Source organism: Acidobacteriota bacterium, from assembly GCA_016713675.1.
In the GTDB taxonomy this organism is placed as follows: Bacteria; Acidobacteriota; Blastocatellia; order Pyrinomonadales; family Pyrinomonadaceae; genus OLB17.
In genome coordinates this window covers 1,881,228-1,896,180 of sequence record JADJOS010000001.1, presented here as the reverse complement: position 1 = coordinate 1,896,180, position 14,953 = coordinate 1,881,228, and the positions used below count along the sequence as shown (strand labels likewise).

Sequence of the window (14,953 nt, the reverse complement as noted above, 5' to 3'; positions counted from 1 at the left end):
TTGCGGAAAACTCTGCGATCTCTGCGCTAAAAAGGTCAGTTTAACGCAGAGGTCGCTGAAAAATTCGCAGAAGTACAAACAGTTATCAAACGAACTTAGGCATATGTAGGCAGAAATTTGGGCGTTCTACGCGCTTTGGTCGCTTGTTCGAACGAATATGCGAGTTTGATTAGCGTCGCTTCGGTCCAAGCCTTTCCAAAGAACGAGATGCCGATCGGGAGTTCTTTGGCGAAGCCGGCCGGAACTGTGATATTTGGATAGCCGGCGACGGCCGCGAGCGACGAACTTCCGACATAACCACTGCCGCAATCGCCGTTTACAGTGTCGATCATCCAAGTTGGTGCGTTCGACGGGGCGACGATAGCATCAAGTTTGTTGTCATTTACAGCTTTATCGATGCCGAGTTCGCGGGCGTATTTCCGGCACGTTTCGAGCGCGTCGAGATATGCCTTCGAGGTAAGGTCACCGAGGTTCGCGGAAGAATCGAGGATTCCATGTTTGAAATATGGCATCTCGCGGGAAGCATTGTCATTGTTAAATTTGATCAGGTCGGCGAGCGTGCTGTATTTTGCTCCACGCTGTCTTAGATACTTTTCGAGGCCGTCTTTGAATTCGTATTGCAGCACCAGAAACTCGGCGTCGCCAAATTTTCGCAGGTCTGGAAACTTGATGTCGATCAACTCGGCACCTGCCTTTTTCATCTCGGCCAGGGCGACGTCCGTGACGGCATCCACCACAGCATTTCGACCCCAATAGTCTCGGGCAACTCCAATTCGAGCACCGCGGAGACCGTCGGCTTGGAGAGAAGCGGTGTAATCGAAATTCCATGCGCGTTTAACGCCGGTCATGGCAGCATCTTCGGGGTCATGAAATTTGATAGCGTTCAGCAAAAGTGCTGCGTCCGTCACCGTTCGCGTCATCGGTCCGGCCGTATCTTGCGAAGCGGCGATCGGAATGATGCCGGACCGCGAGACGAGGCCGATCGTCGGTTTGAGGCCGACGAGACCGCAGATCGACGACGGACAAAGGATCGAACCGTCGGTCTCTGTGCCGACACCGATCGCAGCGAGGCTGGCAGCGATCGCCGCACCGGTCCCTGACGACGAGCCGCACGGATTGCGATCGAGGATATAAGGGTTTCGCGTCTGGCCGCCGCGGCCAGACCAACCGCTGATCGAATCATTATCGCGGAAATTTGCCCATTCGGAAAGGTTCGTTTTGCCTAGCAGAACGGCTCCGACTTCTCTCAATTTCGACACGATAAAAGCGTCTTTCGCCGGTGTCGGTGCATCAACAAGTGCCAGGCTGCCCGCGGTGGTTTTCATCTTGTCGGCGGTGTCGATGTTGTCTTTGATCACGACCGGGATCCCGTGGAGCGGGCCGCGAACCTTCCCGGCTTTTCGTTCACGATCCATTTCAGCGGCAATAGCAAGGGCATCGGGATTTAGTTCGATGATCGAATTGATACTCTTGTCGATCTTCGCGATCCGCGCCAAATAGCCTTGCGTGATCTTTTTAGCGGTGGTTTGGCCGGCGGTCATCGCAGCCTGCAGGCTTGCGACCGTAGCTTCCTCGAGCGGCACTTCGGTCGCGGCAAATGAAATTCGTGGTACTGCTAAAATAGCCGCTCCTGCAACTGCCGCCGCACCAAGGAATTCACGCCTGTCGATGTTCTTCATCTGATCTCTCCGTATTTATTTGACCTTTGAACTTGCTTCGATCTCACGATAATATTCGGCTTCGCCGATCTCTTGTGCGGTCCCGAACAGCCTTGAACGCCCAACGCCCAATCGTCTCATCCGAAACGACAACGATGTCGCCAACACGCCGAGGCCGTACTTGACGCTTCGCGAAAAATTGATAGATGACGATTCGGCCGTGTAACGCGTCGGGCACGAAAGCTCGCCGATACGAAAGCCGAAATAAACGGTCTGCGTGAGCATTTGGTTGTCGAAAACAAAATCATCGGAATTTTGACCGAGCGGCAACGTCCCGAGCACTTCGCGACTGAAAGCACGAAATCCGGTGTGATATTCCGAGAGTTTGTAGCTGATCAAAATGTTTTGAAACAATGTCAGGAATCGATTGGCGATATATTTGTATCGCGGCATTCCGCCCTCGATCGCTCCCGTACCCAAGATACGCGAACCGATAACCGCATCGTAATCACCATAGGCGATCATCGACGCCATCGGGACGATCAGTTTCGGCGAATATTGATAATCAGGGTGGACCATCACGACGATGTCCGCACCTCTTGCAAGAGCCTCGGCGTAGCACGTTTTCTGATTGCGGCCGTAGCCGAAATTTTCGTCATGGCGAAAGACGATGAGGCCGAGTTCACTTGCCTCCGAGACCGTATCGTCCGAACTTCCGTCATCAACGACTATTATATCGTCGACCATGTTGCGGTCGATCTCGGCGACGGTCTTGGCGAGCGTTTTGGCCGCGTTATATGCCGGCATCACGACGATGATTTTTTTGCCGTTAAGCATATCAATGGAAACAGTTTGGGCAAGAGCAGTATAACAAACTTTCGTGATGCAACCCTGCGATTTCAGCGTCTTCCTCTGCCAACTCCGCGTCAATACTTTTTCGGTGGCTGATCAGCATTATTTTTCGTGTAGCGGTCACATGGAAGACGCTGAGAGCAGAGAGCAAATTTGGGCAATTCGTTCGTTTGTCTCGATAAATCTCCGAACTCATTCTATCGGCAAATTCTTAAATTCGGCCGATACCGTTATACTTGTCTGAAATGGAAACGCGAAACCATGAGATCCCGCCGCCGAAGCTGATCAACGCTCTGAAGCGATTTGATCTGCTGCCGGCGATCGTCTTTTTGCCGACGCGGCGAAAATGCGATGAGGCGGCTCAGGATGTCGGGGCGGACCGTTCGCAGGAGTTCAACACCGAACGGCAGATGCTGCGGCGCGAAATGTTTGAGAAATTCGAAGCTGATTTTCCTGAGATCAGCGACCACAAACACCGCAAATTGATCGTCTTTTCGGGTGTCGCCGCTCATCATGCAGGGCATATTCCGGCGTGGAAACTGCTGGTTGAGAAGATGATGTCATCAGGTTTGTTAAATGCGATTTTTGCAACCTCGACGGTGGCGGCCGGCGTTGATTTTCCTGCAAGAACGGTCGTCATCAGCAATGCTGACGCTCGCGGCAATGACGGTTGGCGGTCGCTGACAGCGAGTGAATTGCAGCAGATGACCGGTCGGGCCGGACGGCGTGGGCGTGATAATGTGGGTTTTGTGGTGCTCGTGCCAAGTCCGTTTCAAAATGCACGTAAGATCGCCGAATTGCTCTCGGCAAAACCCGACGCTTTACAGAGCAGATTCAAGGCTACGTATACAAGTTTACTCAACCTGCTCGATGCGTACGGCAATTTCGAGCAGGTTCGTGAGATCGCAGAAAAGAGTTTTGCATTTCGCGAAAGCCGGCGGGCGATCGCCGATGACCGTCACGACAATGGTGCCGAGATGTTAAGCGACCGGATCTGGGCCCCATTTGAAAATCGGGCCCGTGTGCTCGATCATTTCGAATATATCGATTTCGAAGCCGAGAAAGTGCTGGAAAACGGTAAATGGCTAGCCGATCTTCGGATCGACCGGCCGCTGCTCGTCGGCGAGGCATTGAAAGCAGGCATTTTTGATCAATTGTCTTTATCCGAGGCCGCCGCCCTAATGGCATCAGTCGCGTCTGATGCGGACCGCAGCTACGGCGAAATGCGTACAACTCGCAAGACAAACGACCTACTCGATGATCTCGGCACAATTGTCATTGCGGTTTCAAATGTCGAGTGGAAGTTTGGCGTCGATCCGGTCGAAGAGCTAAATTACTCAGCCGCCGCGGCCGCCGAACGCTGGGCTGCCGGATTGGAATGGGACGACCTCGTCGGCCGCACAAAAGCAGAGCCTGGCGACCTTGTTCGCCTTTTGGCCCGCACAGGTGAAGCTCTTCGCCAATTGGGCAACCTTCGCGAATCAAATCCGGCCGCGGCAGCGATAGCAAATGTGGCGGCCGAAACTATCCTCCGAGAACCTGTGAGATAGTCAATGCACCAATAAACTTCTCGATTGTGACATTCGTCGCACGCCAGTATTTTGGTATTTGCAATTCGGTGAAAAGTGATAAAAACTAGTCTTGAATGTCGCTCCAGACCATCAAACTCGCCGTCGTCGGCATAGCCATAGGCTTGGCCGTCGGGATCGGTTTGTTTACGTTCGTTTACGCCAAAGGCTATTCGTACATGAGCAACGATCCCGTAGCATGTGCCAATTGCCATGTGATGAACGAACAGCACGATGGCTGGCAGAAATCGAGCCACAAGAACGTCGCAACATGCAACGATTGCCACACTCCTGCCGATACGATCGGCAAATACACGACCAAGGCGTCGAATGGTTTCTGGCATTCGTACTATTTTACCTTCAACAATTTCCACGAACCGATACAGATCACTGAACGCAATAGGCAAATTACCGAGGCATCGTGCCGCCGATGCCATGGTGAACTGACCGAATCGATCTCCGCACACAGCGAAAAGGATAACGATCAGATCTCATGCATACGATGCCATCGAAATGTCGGGCATATGCATTGACCAATGAGGTTATAGAATGAACACCGAAGATACCAACACAGAGAAAACTGAAACAACTGAAGTGAAAGACGCACCAAAAAAGCGTTCGAGTCTTAGATTCATCTTTATCGTAGGATTTTTTGCGTTCATAGCCGCCATATTGGGCGTTGCCTTACTTACCAATATCATGGAGCGAAAGCAGGAGAGCAAGAATCCGTTCTTTCGCGTGGTCGAGTTGACAGATGAAACGGACGATCCGGCGGTGTGGGGCAAGAATTTTCCAATGCAGTATGACGGTTATAAAAGGACCGTGGACCAGAAACGCACCCGTTACGGTGGAAGTGAGGCGATACATAAGACACCCAAAGACTCAGACCCGCGTTCGGTCGTTTCGCAATCGCGACTGGAAGAAGACCCTCGGCTGAAAGTAATGTGGGACGGTTACGCGTTTGCGGTCGATTTTCGCGAAGAACGCGGCCATGGTTTCATGCTTGACGATCAGACGTTTACCGAACGGCAGGGAGTAACGCAGCAGCCCGGAAGCTGTATTAATTGTCACGCGTCTGTATATAACACCTACAAAAGGCTCGGCAATGGCGACATTTTCGCGGGTTTTGACGCTGTTAATAAGCTGCCGTATCAGGAGGCCAGAAAACAGGTCACACATCCTGTCGCCTGTATAGATTGCCATGATTCGGCGACGATGGCTTTGCGCGTCACGCGGCCGGCATTTATGAATGGGATCAAAGCCCTAAAAGCGTCGCAGGGCGTCCAGAATTACGATGTCAACCGAGACGCAACGCGTCAGGAAATGCGGAGTTTCGTTTGCGGGCAGTGTCACGTTGAATACTATTTCAAAGGCCCCGAAAAAACATTGACTTATCCGTGGCAAAACGGACTGAAGATCGAAAATATTGTCGCCTATTACGACGAGGTAAAGCACAAGGATTGGACACATAAACGCACGGGCGCCGACGCGTTGAAAGCTCAGCATCCTGAGTTTGAGATGTATAACCAAGGAATCCATGCCCGAGCCGGCGTCGCCTGTGCCGATTGCCATATGCCCTATAAACGCGAGGGAGCAATGAAGATAAGTGATCACCACGTACAAAGCCCACTGTTGAACATCAGTCAGTCGTGCCAGACATGTCACAAAGCTGATGAAGCCGAGTTGAAGTTCCGAGCCGAGACCATCCAGACTCGAACCTACGACTTGAGGAATCTCGCGATGGACGCCCTGGTTGACGTGATCAACGAGATCCAAAAAGCCAAGGACGCTGGGCGGCCCGACACTGAACTTGCTCTAGCCCGCGATTATCAACGAAAGGCCCAATTTTATTTAGATTTTGTCGAAGCCGAGAACTCGATGGGATTTCATGCGCCGGCCGAGGCCGCCCGCATTCTTGGCGAATCGATGAACTTTTCAAGATTGGCACTTATGGCACTGAGCGGCGTTCAGCCAACGCGGACGGATATGAAGTTGGCCGCAAAATAAGCTTGACGTGAACGGTCATATCGCCCGGATCATTTCAAATTGACTGAGTTTTGTCTTGAAGCACCGGTTTTCGAAGAATGCCATTGCTTCGTGGAGGGAGCGGTCTATATTGACGACCTGCGGTCTGGCGGTAGGATCGCTTTCAGATAGCAGTTTCTTCAGAAGCAATGAACCAATGCCGAGGCCGCGATAATTTTGGTCGACCGCGATCTGTGCTATGCGGCCTGAGTTCGCCGCAAAGATAATGTAACCGAGACAATCATTTTCGTGAAATGCACCGATAAATCGCTTCTGGAGCAGACTGCGTTTGACCGCTAAAATTGAATTCTGCCACGAAGGATCGCCGTCCCAAAACGTTTGAAGCAAGTCCCAATCAGGATCGTCGATATCGCGTAACTCTATGTCGATCAGCGCATCGGGGGCAAGATTCGCCTGACCGCTTAATTCGAGCAGCGAAAGAGTCCTTGTTTTACCGAAACCAAGCTTTTCGTACATCGATATCGCGTTTTTGTTGGTCGTTACAACCTCGAGCAGGTATTGTTCGATACCGCGATCCTTAAATATCGGCATCATCACATCAAACATCGTCAGGCCCATGCCGCGGCGGCGAAATTCGGGCAGCACGCCGGTCCCGGCGTCGTAAACGGTTTGGCGGCCGTTCCATTTCCCAAACCCATTGATCGTAAATCCGACCAGCTTTTCACCTTCGATAATGCCGACCGAGGATGCAAGATCTACAGCATTGAGCACAATGTGATTGCGGAACTGCTGCTCACTGAGATCGAAGGGCATTACATAATCCGCGAAAGCGGCAATAAATGCGTCATAGAGCGAGAGGAAGTAGGTCTCGTCCATAAACCGCCACTGTCTGGAATAAGTTTCGTTTCTACTATCCATTTGATAAACTACCTATCTGCTGGGGGCAATTAGAAAATAAGGCAGTTGGCGATACAAATGCAAGTTTTACTGGCGAATGAATACGGATTTTGTTTTGGCGTTGAGCGTGCGGTCGAAATGGTCGAAGAGGCTATCGGCGAGGGCGATACAGTACGCGCTTTAGGCCCGCTAATCCACAACGAGCAGGAAATGCAGCGTCTCGCACACGAAGGTGTGACGACGATCAAAGAGCCTGTTGAGATCGGCCGCAACGAGACTGCCGTTATTCGGGCCCACGGCGTAACGCCCGAAGTTCAGCGTGAACTCGAAGAAAAGGCTGCAAAAGTGGTCGATGCGACATGTCCGTTCGTAACGCGTGTGCAAAAGCTCGCGTCTCGTGCCGCAAACGAAAACCGCCATGTTGTCATCATCGGCAGCCCCGAACATCCGGAAATGGTCGGCGTCAAGGGCTACGCTCCCGAGCACGCATTCGTTATCAGGGATGAGAGCGAAGTCGCGGGCCTACCGCGGCTGCGTAATCCGTTGGTAGTTGCTCAGACTACTATCAAGGCGAAGACTTTTTTCGACACTGCTGAAGCTATCAAAACGAAAACAGACGATGAAGTCCAAATAATCAATACGATCTGTTCGGCTACCCGAGACCGTCAGGATGCCGCTCGTGCGTTAGCGACAATGGTCGATGCGTTCTATATTATCGGTGGCCGCCACTCGTCAAATAGCGTAAAACTGCTTGCGGTCTCCAAAGAATCGTGTGAGAAGAGTTTCCTGATCGAGACTGAAGACGAGATCGACGCTGATGACTTGATCGGAGTTGAAAAGGTCGGCGTTACCGCTGGAGCATCGACGCCAAATTGGCTTATCGATAAGGTCGTAGCTCACCTCAAGAAACTCGGCAAGAATCAGGAGTTGATCCTGAAACCGTAGTCGTAAGATTTCACGCTGCTTATCCATCGAAATTTCCGGGCGAAAGCCAGAAAGTTCGGTGGATTTTTATTGGTACTTGCTTCAATTTGGCGGGTTAAAAGAAATGACTATGGCAAAACGGTTTAATTGCCATATAATTCTGAACACCAATGACTCACAAATATGATCCCAATATGGCTGTTCAGAACCGAACTTTGCCGAGGCAATCGCCGACGGCCCGTTATTTGTTAGTTGGCGTCATCGTGATCGTCAGCTGCACGGCGGTATGGCGGATTGGCCTTTATCGGTCAAATATTGAGACTGGCCTTGCCGAACTGCAAGGTTCGATCAGTGATTCGCGTCCCATTGAGGTGCGGATCGCAGATTTCGATCACGCCCCGTGGACAGCTATCAGAGGAAACCCCAACCTTGAGCAAAAGGATGCCAGAGATAGAGCCGAGCGACTGTTGGTGGCTGCGGCCGGCGAGCAGGACGATGCCACCTCGCTTGCCGCCTTGGGAAAGTTCTACCTCGCCGAACGGAAATTTGAGAAGGCGAACGACCTTTTCGAACGGGCCGCCTCAAAAGAAAAAGAGGCCGCGGTAATCCACGCGGATTGGGGGGCATCACTTCTCGAACTGGGTAAGTTCACTCGCGATTCCGGAGATCGTGCAAGGAGCGTGGAGCTATTTGATCAAGCACTCGGGCGTTTCGAAGAAGCATTGGATAGATCGCCGAAAATGCTCGAAGCTCGTTTCAATCTAGCACTGTGTCTCGAGGCGTTGTATCTTTCCGACGGATCAAGGAAAGCTTGGTCCGACTATCTCAGCCTTGACAGTTCTTCAAAATGGGCGGAAGAGGCACGGCAAAGGTTTGCTCGATTTGACACGTCCTTTGTCGAACTCAAACCGGAAAAACTTCGCGAAGATTTTTTATCTGCGGCTTCGAGCGGGGACCGCGACGCCGCATGGAGCTTACTCAGCAAGAACCGTGAACTGATCGCTCAGAAGTATTTGCCGCAAAATCTTGCTATGGCGTTCGTCGATGCTGATCCTGCCGAACGATCGCAGCTTCTGAATGCTCTGGACCTTGCCGGTATGCTTGAAGCTGAGAATACCAACGATACGTTTGCGTCAAATATCGCCCGATATTATCGTGGGCGAAATGTTACAGAGATCGCGATGCTTCGTGAAGCTCAAGCGGCGGTCAAGAATGGCTATCGATCGTGTTTAGAACTGAAATATTCGGAGTGTCTTACGGAATTTAACAGGGCGGAAATGATCTTTGGCCAAGTTGGGAATATTTGGGAAGCAAATCTAAGCGCATATTTTGTCGGATATTGCAGGATCAATCTCGGCGATGGCTTTGCGGGAATAGAAATACTTGGAAAAGTCGTAGAATACGCCAAAAAAAACAAGTTCAAATGGCTCGAAATGACCGCGTTGTATTGGAACGCCGGAGCAAAGCGTCTAATTAAATTACAAGCCGAATCAAATGTCCTCTACCGGCGGGCTCTCGTGATCGCCGAGAATATCGGCGACGATTATGCGATCCAACGAAATCTGTTCGACCTATCGTTCAACAGTTCATTTCTTGGTCAATATTCTGAAGCATTCGCGTACATGCAACGGGCTGCGGCACTTTCGTTCCCGTCTGGGTCGAGTATGAGACAGCGCTATCGAAATGCCAACTTTGCCTCACAAACTTATTCGTCCGCCGGACTGAACTCTTGTGCAAAGGCGGCCGCGGTCGAGGCAGTCACGCTTGCCGATAGCTTGAATGATCTAATGTTCAAGGCGAATTCGCGAGGCACAGCGAGCATCACCTTTTTACGTTCCGGTGAAAATGAAACTGCACGAAAGTATATTGATGAAAGCCTCGATACCGCCGCCAATATAGGCGACGAAAAGACTCGAAACAAAGTAACGGCAATTGCACAGATCCGGGCGGCATCGATCGCCGAACAAACCGGCGATCTCGCCGAATCCATCCGGCTGCTCCGTGAAGCCGACGAAGCCTTAGATGTCGAGGCGATCTCGCATTATCAATATCAGGCAAAAAAGGGATTACTCTATGGATTGAACTCAGCAGGCGAGAAAGAGGAACTTGATCGCCGACTGCCGCAGACAATCGCCTTGATCGAAGAATATAGAGGGAACATAGAGCTCGAAAAGGAGCGGACGAGCTTTTTTGACAATGGCGTGACAATCTATGACATAGCGGTCGAGAGCGAATTTGAAAAGGGCGACCTCGCTGCCGCCTTTAATTACACTGAGCGTTCGACATCGCGTTCGCTGGTCGACCGTATGAGGTCACATGAGAATACCGCCTTTCCCGCATCTATATCAGGTCCTGGGCCGTTCACTATCGATCAGATCCGTGAACGAATGAATGCTAGTTCGCAGATCGTGAGGTTTAGCGTGCTCGAAAAGAAGCTACTGATATGGATCATCTCAAAGGACAAATTTTCGGTCGTACCGGTCACGATCAGTGCCGCCGAATTGCGATCGAAGGTTGAGAATTATGTAAGGCTTGTTAAACGGGGCATTCCGGCGGATGGCGGGGCAATTTCTTCGTCTGGGCAGGAGCTTTACCGCCTGCTCATCGAACCTGTCAGCGATCAGCTGGATGCGTCGCTTGAAACTTGCGTTATCCCAAGTAAATTCCTGTATTATTTGCCGTTTGCAGCTCTTGCCGATCTCAGCGGTGAACCTCTGGTAAAGACGTATTCTATTGGTTACGCTCCAAGCGCGACTATTTTCGTTCTTGCGTCGGCCGATGCCGCAGTCCGGCCTCGATCACAAACCGAATCACTCCTTGCGGTCGGAAATCCGGCTTTCAGCCCGACGGATTTTGCCGATCTACCAAACCTGCCTTCGGCAGAAATTGAGGTGAAGACTATTGCGGGCAATTATCGCAAGCCGACAATTCTGATGAACGAGGCGGCAAAGAAAGAGACGTTCGTAAGGGAAATTTCATCGGCTGATATTATCCACTTCGCCGGACATTACGTCGTAGCCGAACGCGATCCCGATTCATCGTATATGCTGCTTGCCTCAAACGGCAAATCGGCCAGCGAGAGTATTTTGACAAATGAGGAATTGGAAAAAATTCGCCTTACCCGCACGAAACTTGTCGTGCTTGCGGCTTGCGATTCCGGGCTAGAGAACTATTTTGACGGCGAAGGATTGGTCGGACTGTCGCGAACATTCTTGGCATCCGGTGTTCCGGTGGTGGTTGCCAGCCAATGGAGTGTCGATTCAGACGCATCAGCCGAGCTGATGAAACGTTTTCACATACATCGCCGCTCCAACAGAATGAGTACGCCACGCGCTCTTCGAGCCGCTCAACTCGAACTGGCAACCGAGCAGAACGGGCGTTTTACTAATCCGTATTATTGGGCCGCATTTGCCGTATTCGGGGGAAATTCCTCTTATTGAATTACTGCACCGTCAAAATCGTCGGAATATCTTCGAATCGAACGGCACCTGAAGAAGGAGCCGCATCACGTCGTAGAAACTGCATCAGGTCGGGAAAATTCATTGGCGCGGCGAAAAAGAAACCCTGGCCGCCTTCACAGTTGAGTTCCTTGAGTTTTCGCAGCTGACTCTCGGTTTCGATGCCCTCGGCGACTACTCTTAGGTCAAGATTGCGTGCCAGATTGACGATCGCTTTGACGATCTCATCGTTGCTTCCGTCGTCATCGACCATCGAAATGAACGATCGATCGATCTTGAGCGTCGAGATCGGCAGCTTCATCAAATAGCTGAGATTCGAATAGCCCGTACCAAAATCGTCGATATTGATATCGACGCCCAGAGTTCGCAGCTTGTTCAGCATACCTATCGCACGGTCGGCGTGCTCGAAAAAGACAGATTCAGTAATCTCGAGTTTCAGATGCTCGGGCGAAAATGCCGTTGCGTCCAGGATACCGCAAATGCTCTGCACAAGTGTACTTTGGGCAAATTGCCGGCACGATAGATTTACGCTCAACGACAACTGGCGTTCCTTTGAACGGCGATCGTGAAGCGAACCGACTTCATTGCATGCCTGCCGAAGCACCTGCTCGCAGAGCGTGTCAATGAGGCCGATCTCTTCGGCAAGTGGTATGAATTTGCTGGGTGAGATGGGTCCAAGCATCGGATGATTCCAGCGGGCAAGCGACTCGATTCCCTCGATGTTCCCGGTCGCCAGATCATAGATTGGCTGGTAATGCACCGTTATTTCATTTCGTTCGACAGCACGGCGAAGGTCTGTTTCGAGCTGTAACATCTCTCTCGCCGCTTTGTGCATTTCCTCGTCGAAAATTGCGTGGCGGGCTTTGCCAGCACGTTTTGCTTGGTACATTGCCGTATCAGCGTCACGCATCATGTCTTCAGATGTAAGGTGCTTGTGCGATGCATGAAGAATGCCGATACTCGCCGAGCTGTAGACCTCGTGGCCGTCGAGATTAAATGGCATGCCGAATTTTTGCTGAATTCGCTCCGCGATACGTGTGACTTCGCGTTCGTCGTAGGTGCCCTCGACGAGGATGGTAAATTCGTCTCCGCCGAGCCTCGCGACGATATCGGATGGACGCATACATTCGCGTAGGCGTTCCGCGATCCCCTTTAGCAACTCGTCGCCGATCAAATGACCAAGACTGTCATTGACGACCTTGAATCGGTCGAGGTCGATGAAGAGTACGCTGACCTTGTATCCGCCGATGTGTCTGACCTTTTCCAACGCAGAACTCAGCCGCGACATGAAGAATGGCCGATTTGGAAGAGAGGTAAGGGCGTCGTGCGTCGCTTCGTGTTGGAGCTTCTCTTCGGCGCTTTTCTTGTCGGTTATGTCTTGTATCTGAAAGATCAGATTTGGCTGCTTTGATTGAACATCGCTTGCGGCGGACACACTCCAGGACGTCCAAACGGTTCGGCCGGTCTTATGAATATAACGCTGTTCCATCTGGCAACTGGCGATCTTACCGGCAATAAGTTCGTGAATCTTGACCAAAGTTAGGCCGAGGTCTTCGGGCAGCGTTATTGACTGGAAATCCATTTCCATGAAGTCGCTTTCAGAGTATCCGAGTATTTCGGTCAAAGCGTGATTGACCTTGAGCCATTTTCCGGACGAGGTAAGTAATCCGATGCCGATCGGGGCATAGTCGAAAGCACTGCGAAAACGCTCCTCGGACTCGCGAAGTGCGTCGGATTGCGATTCAAGGATCTTGGCGTATTGTTCAGCCTGCTCCGCCTGCTGCATCGAGATCTCGACGTTCTTCATGTACATGCGGTATGACATGAAGACAAAAAAGCAGACCGGAAAGGTCGCGACGATTATGCCGAAGCCCATGACGGCGGCAAGCTGGACCAAGAGGCCCGCACACGCAGCCCCGACAAAGTACGTGAAAAACGACCAGATATATTTATTCTTCCACGTTTCCCACAATGGATTTGAATCGCGAAGCGAGCCGTAAACGGATGCAAGCGAGGTGTTTACGAAGAACTGTGTCAATGCTATCACCGAGAGAGCGATCACGAAGCTCTGTCTATAATCATCGTCGCCGTGAAGTTGATTTTCAGTGTAGAGGCCAGCCAACTGCAGAACTAAAACAACGGCACTTGTCGATACCGCCATCGTTGCTGTGTTGAAGAAAACCGTGGTTTTCTTCTTACAGAATCGCCAGGAGGTAACGAATGCCTCGGCGGCCGCAAGTATTACCGCAAACTCGCCTCCGTATGATAGAAGAGCAAGGAAGATAAATGTCTCCGAAGCCGAAATATATGACTTGAATCTTGGTATTTGGATCGTTATCCGCGAGCCTATGGCCACGGTAAATACAAACAAAAGCGCCAGGTGAACATCGATCTTTGTGTAATCCGCCGTCAGAAATGACAACGAAACACAAATGACACCGAGGGCAATGACCGCCGTCATGTAGCTTTTTGTGATTTTCGGAAAATTCATCCAGTGTGTGGTGAGAATTTCGCGCACCTTCCGCTCAGGCCGAGCCGAAAGAAATGAGAGTGGGATTCCTCAGACCGAACAGTAAAATAGGCAGTTGGCTAAACAGCCGGCAATAGAAAAGGAAGGCTGCGGGAGCGTAGCCTTCCTAATTATGCAGAAAAACAATCATTTTGTCTATTGTTTTCTTGAGTTAAACAAACAGCGTCACACATTCATCGGTTTTCTTGAAACCGGCTTTTGCGTAACTCTTGTGAGCCGATTCGAAATCCACATTACTGAGCATGCATATATTTGAAGTTCTGCCCAACAGATCCAATGTCAGATTTGAAAGGCACGTCGAACCGATTCCCTGACCGCGGTACTCTTCGCCGACGTAAACACCTTCAAGATAGATGCATTCTGAGGTTTCGGCAATAATGTCAGCCTTGAATACAAGGTTGTCACCGTCGAACACTACGAATATGCGTTCTTGTTCTATCCGTCGGGCAACGCGTTTGAGAAAGCCTTCGCGGTCCTTCAGCATGGGGTCGATACCGCACTCCATGAAGGCTACCTCGGCTTGAGCCTCGGCGACCGGCAGGATTTCGTCCATTGACGCTGGCCGCAATCCGGCATTTCGCTTTTTAACGGCGAACGGTAAGGCTGCTTCGAAGAGTGCCTCGCGGCAAGTAAGTCGGGGTGAAGCACCAAGTGCAAGATAGTTCCAGAACCGCTCGGCGGCGTTTCCGCTCGACATGACGAGGTGGATCGGCATCTCAGCTTTCCGTGCACTCACGGCAAGCGCTCTGAGTGCTTCGTCTGTCCGAGCCTCGACAAGAGTCGAGTGCCCGATAAGTGCGACGCCTTCGAGTTTACCATTCGGGCCGCGGAATCCGAAGAATTTGCCGCGGTTCAGTGCGCTTTCGAGTCCGTTGTCAACTATGAAGCTGGTCATCACGACCGTGTGCACCGGTCGAACTGCGAGAAAAGCTAACACTTCGACGCGGTCGTTTTCGGTTAGACGGCTGAGCCTGCTCATATCCGGAACAATCGCTAGCTGGCTGATTGCAAGTTGGTGCAGTTGTAGCGTATTGGCTAGTGTTGTCTGCAGCATATGTTTATCTCCTTATTTGTATAATA

At 51.3% G+C, this 14,953-nt stretch carries 10 protein-coding genes; 5 read left to right on the top strand and 5 right to left on the bottom strand.

Translation table 11 applies throughout. The features are described 5' to 3' along the window. Positions 1-95 precede the first annotated feature (95 nt). Complete coding sequence (locus IPK01_08770) at positions 96-1,679, bottom strand: amidase (GenBank protein MBK7933577.1); 1,584 nt, start codon at positions 1,677-1,679, stop codon at positions 96-98. A gap of 15 nt (positions 1,680-1,694) precedes the next feature. Beyond that, positions 1,695-2,495, bottom strand: a complete 801-nt coding sequence (locus IPK01_08765) for a glycosyltransferase family 2 protein (protein ID MBK7933576.1) — start codon at positions 2,493-2,495, stop codon at positions 1,695-1,697. Positions 2,496-2,755: 260 nt separating this feature from the next. On the opposite strand from IPK01_08765, the gene IPK01_08760 reads away from it, so the two are divergent. The 3 genes from IPK01_08760 (at position 2,756) to IPK01_08750 (ending at position 6,085) form a co-directional block, all read left to right on the top strand. Next, positions 2,756-4,060, top strand: a complete 1,305-nt coding sequence (locus IPK01_08760; GenBank protein MBK7933575.1) for a hypothetical protein — start codon at positions 2,756-2,758, stop codon at positions 4,058-4,060. A gap of 95 nt (positions 4,061-4,155) precedes the next feature. After that, positions 4,156-4,611 carry a cytochrome c nitrite reductase small subunit gene (gene nrfH, locus IPK01_08755; GenBank protein ID MBK7933574.1) on the top strand — a complete coding sequence of 152 codons (456 nt, stop codon included), beginning with the start codon at positions 4,156-4,158 and terminating at the stop codon, positions 4,609-4,611. Positions 4,612-4,627: 16 nt separating this feature from the next. After that, complete coding sequence (locus IPK01_08750) at positions 4,628-6,085, top strand: ammonia-forming cytochrome c nitrite reductase subunit c552 (GenBank protein ID MBK7933573.1); 1,458 nt, start codon at positions 4,628-4,630, stop codon at positions 6,083-6,085. A 15-nt stretch (positions 6,086-6,100) separates the two neighbouring features. Here the strand turns inward: IPK01_08750 and IPK01_08745 are convergent, their stop codons facing one another. Continuing rightward, positions 6,101-6,982, bottom strand: coding sequence for a GNAT family N-acetyltransferase (locus IPK01_08745; GenBank protein ID MBK7933572.1), 882 nt, complete (start codon positions 6,980-6,982; stop codon positions 6,101-6,103). A gap of 57 nt (positions 6,983-7,039) precedes the next feature. On the opposite strand from IPK01_08745, the gene ispH reads away from it, so the two are divergent. Then, positions 7,040-7,906, top strand: a complete 867-nt coding sequence (gene ispH, locus IPK01_08740) for a 4-hydroxy-3-methylbut-2-enyl diphosphate reductase (protein MBK7933571.1) — start codon at positions 7,040-7,042, stop codon at positions 7,904-7,906. 149 nt (positions 7,907-8,055) lie between these two features. Further along, positions 8,056-11,325, top strand: coding sequence for a CHAT domain-containing protein (locus IPK01_08735; GenBank protein ID MBK7933570.1), 3,270 nt, complete (start codon positions 8,056-8,058; stop codon positions 11,323-11,325). 1 nt (position 11,326) lies between these two features. On the opposite strand, the gene IPK01_08730 is transcribed toward IPK01_08735, so the two are convergent. Continuing rightward, positions 11,327-13,834, bottom strand: coding sequence for an EAL domain-containing protein (locus IPK01_08730; protein ID MBK7933569.1), 2,508 nt, complete (start codon positions 13,832-13,834; stop codon positions 11,327-11,329). Between the two features lie 190 nt (positions 13,835-14,024). Continuing rightward, on the bottom strand, positions 14,025-14,927 hold the full coding sequence (locus IPK01_08725; protein MBK7933568.1) for a GNAT family N-acetyltransferase: 903 nt from the start codon (positions 14,925-14,927) through the stop codon (positions 14,025-14,027). Positions 14,928-14,953 lie beyond the last annotated feature (26 nt).

What these genes read in the sequence shown, in the direction of transcription:
- IPK01_08770 (MBK7933577.1), bottom strand. Translation starts at nt 1,679, where the DNA reads ATGAAGAACATCGACAGGCGTGAATTCCTTGGTGCGGCGGCAGTTGCA.
- IPK01_08765 (MBK7933576.1), bottom strand. Translation starts at nt 2,495, where the DNA reads ATGCTTAACGGCAAAAAAATCATCGTCGTGATGCCGGCATATAACGCG.
- IPK01_08760 (MBK7933575.1), top strand. Translation starts at nt 2,756, where the DNA reads ATGGAAACGCGAAACCATGAGATCCCGCCGCCGAAGCTGATCAACGCT.
- nrfH (MBK7933574.1), top strand. Translation starts at nt 4,156, where the DNA reads ATGTCGCTCCAGACCATCAAACTCGCCGTCGTCGGCATAGCCATAGGC.
- IPK01_08750 (MBK7933573.1), top strand. Translation starts at nt 4,628, where the DNA reads ATGAACACCGAAGATACCAACACAGAGAAAACTGAAACAACTGAAGTG.
- IPK01_08745 (MBK7933572.1), bottom strand. Translation starts at nt 6,982, where the DNA reads ATGGATAGTAGAAACGAAACTTATTCCAGACAGTGGCGGTTTATGGAC.
- ispH (MBK7933571.1), top strand. Translation starts at nt 7,040, where the DNA reads ATGCAAGTTTTACTGGCGAATGAATACGGATTTTGTTTTGGCGTTGAG.
- IPK01_08735 (MBK7933570.1), top strand. Translation starts at nt 8,056, where the DNA reads ATGACTCACAAATATGATCCCAATATGGCTGTTCAGAACCGAACTTTG.
- IPK01_08730 (MBK7933569.1), bottom strand. Translation starts at nt 13,834, where the DNA reads ATGAATTTTCCGAAAATCACAAAAAGCTACATGACGGCGGTCATTGCC.
- IPK01_08725 (MBK7933568.1), bottom strand. Translation starts at nt 14,927, where the DNA reads ATGCTGCAGACAACACTAGCCAATACGCTACAACTGCACCAACTTGCA.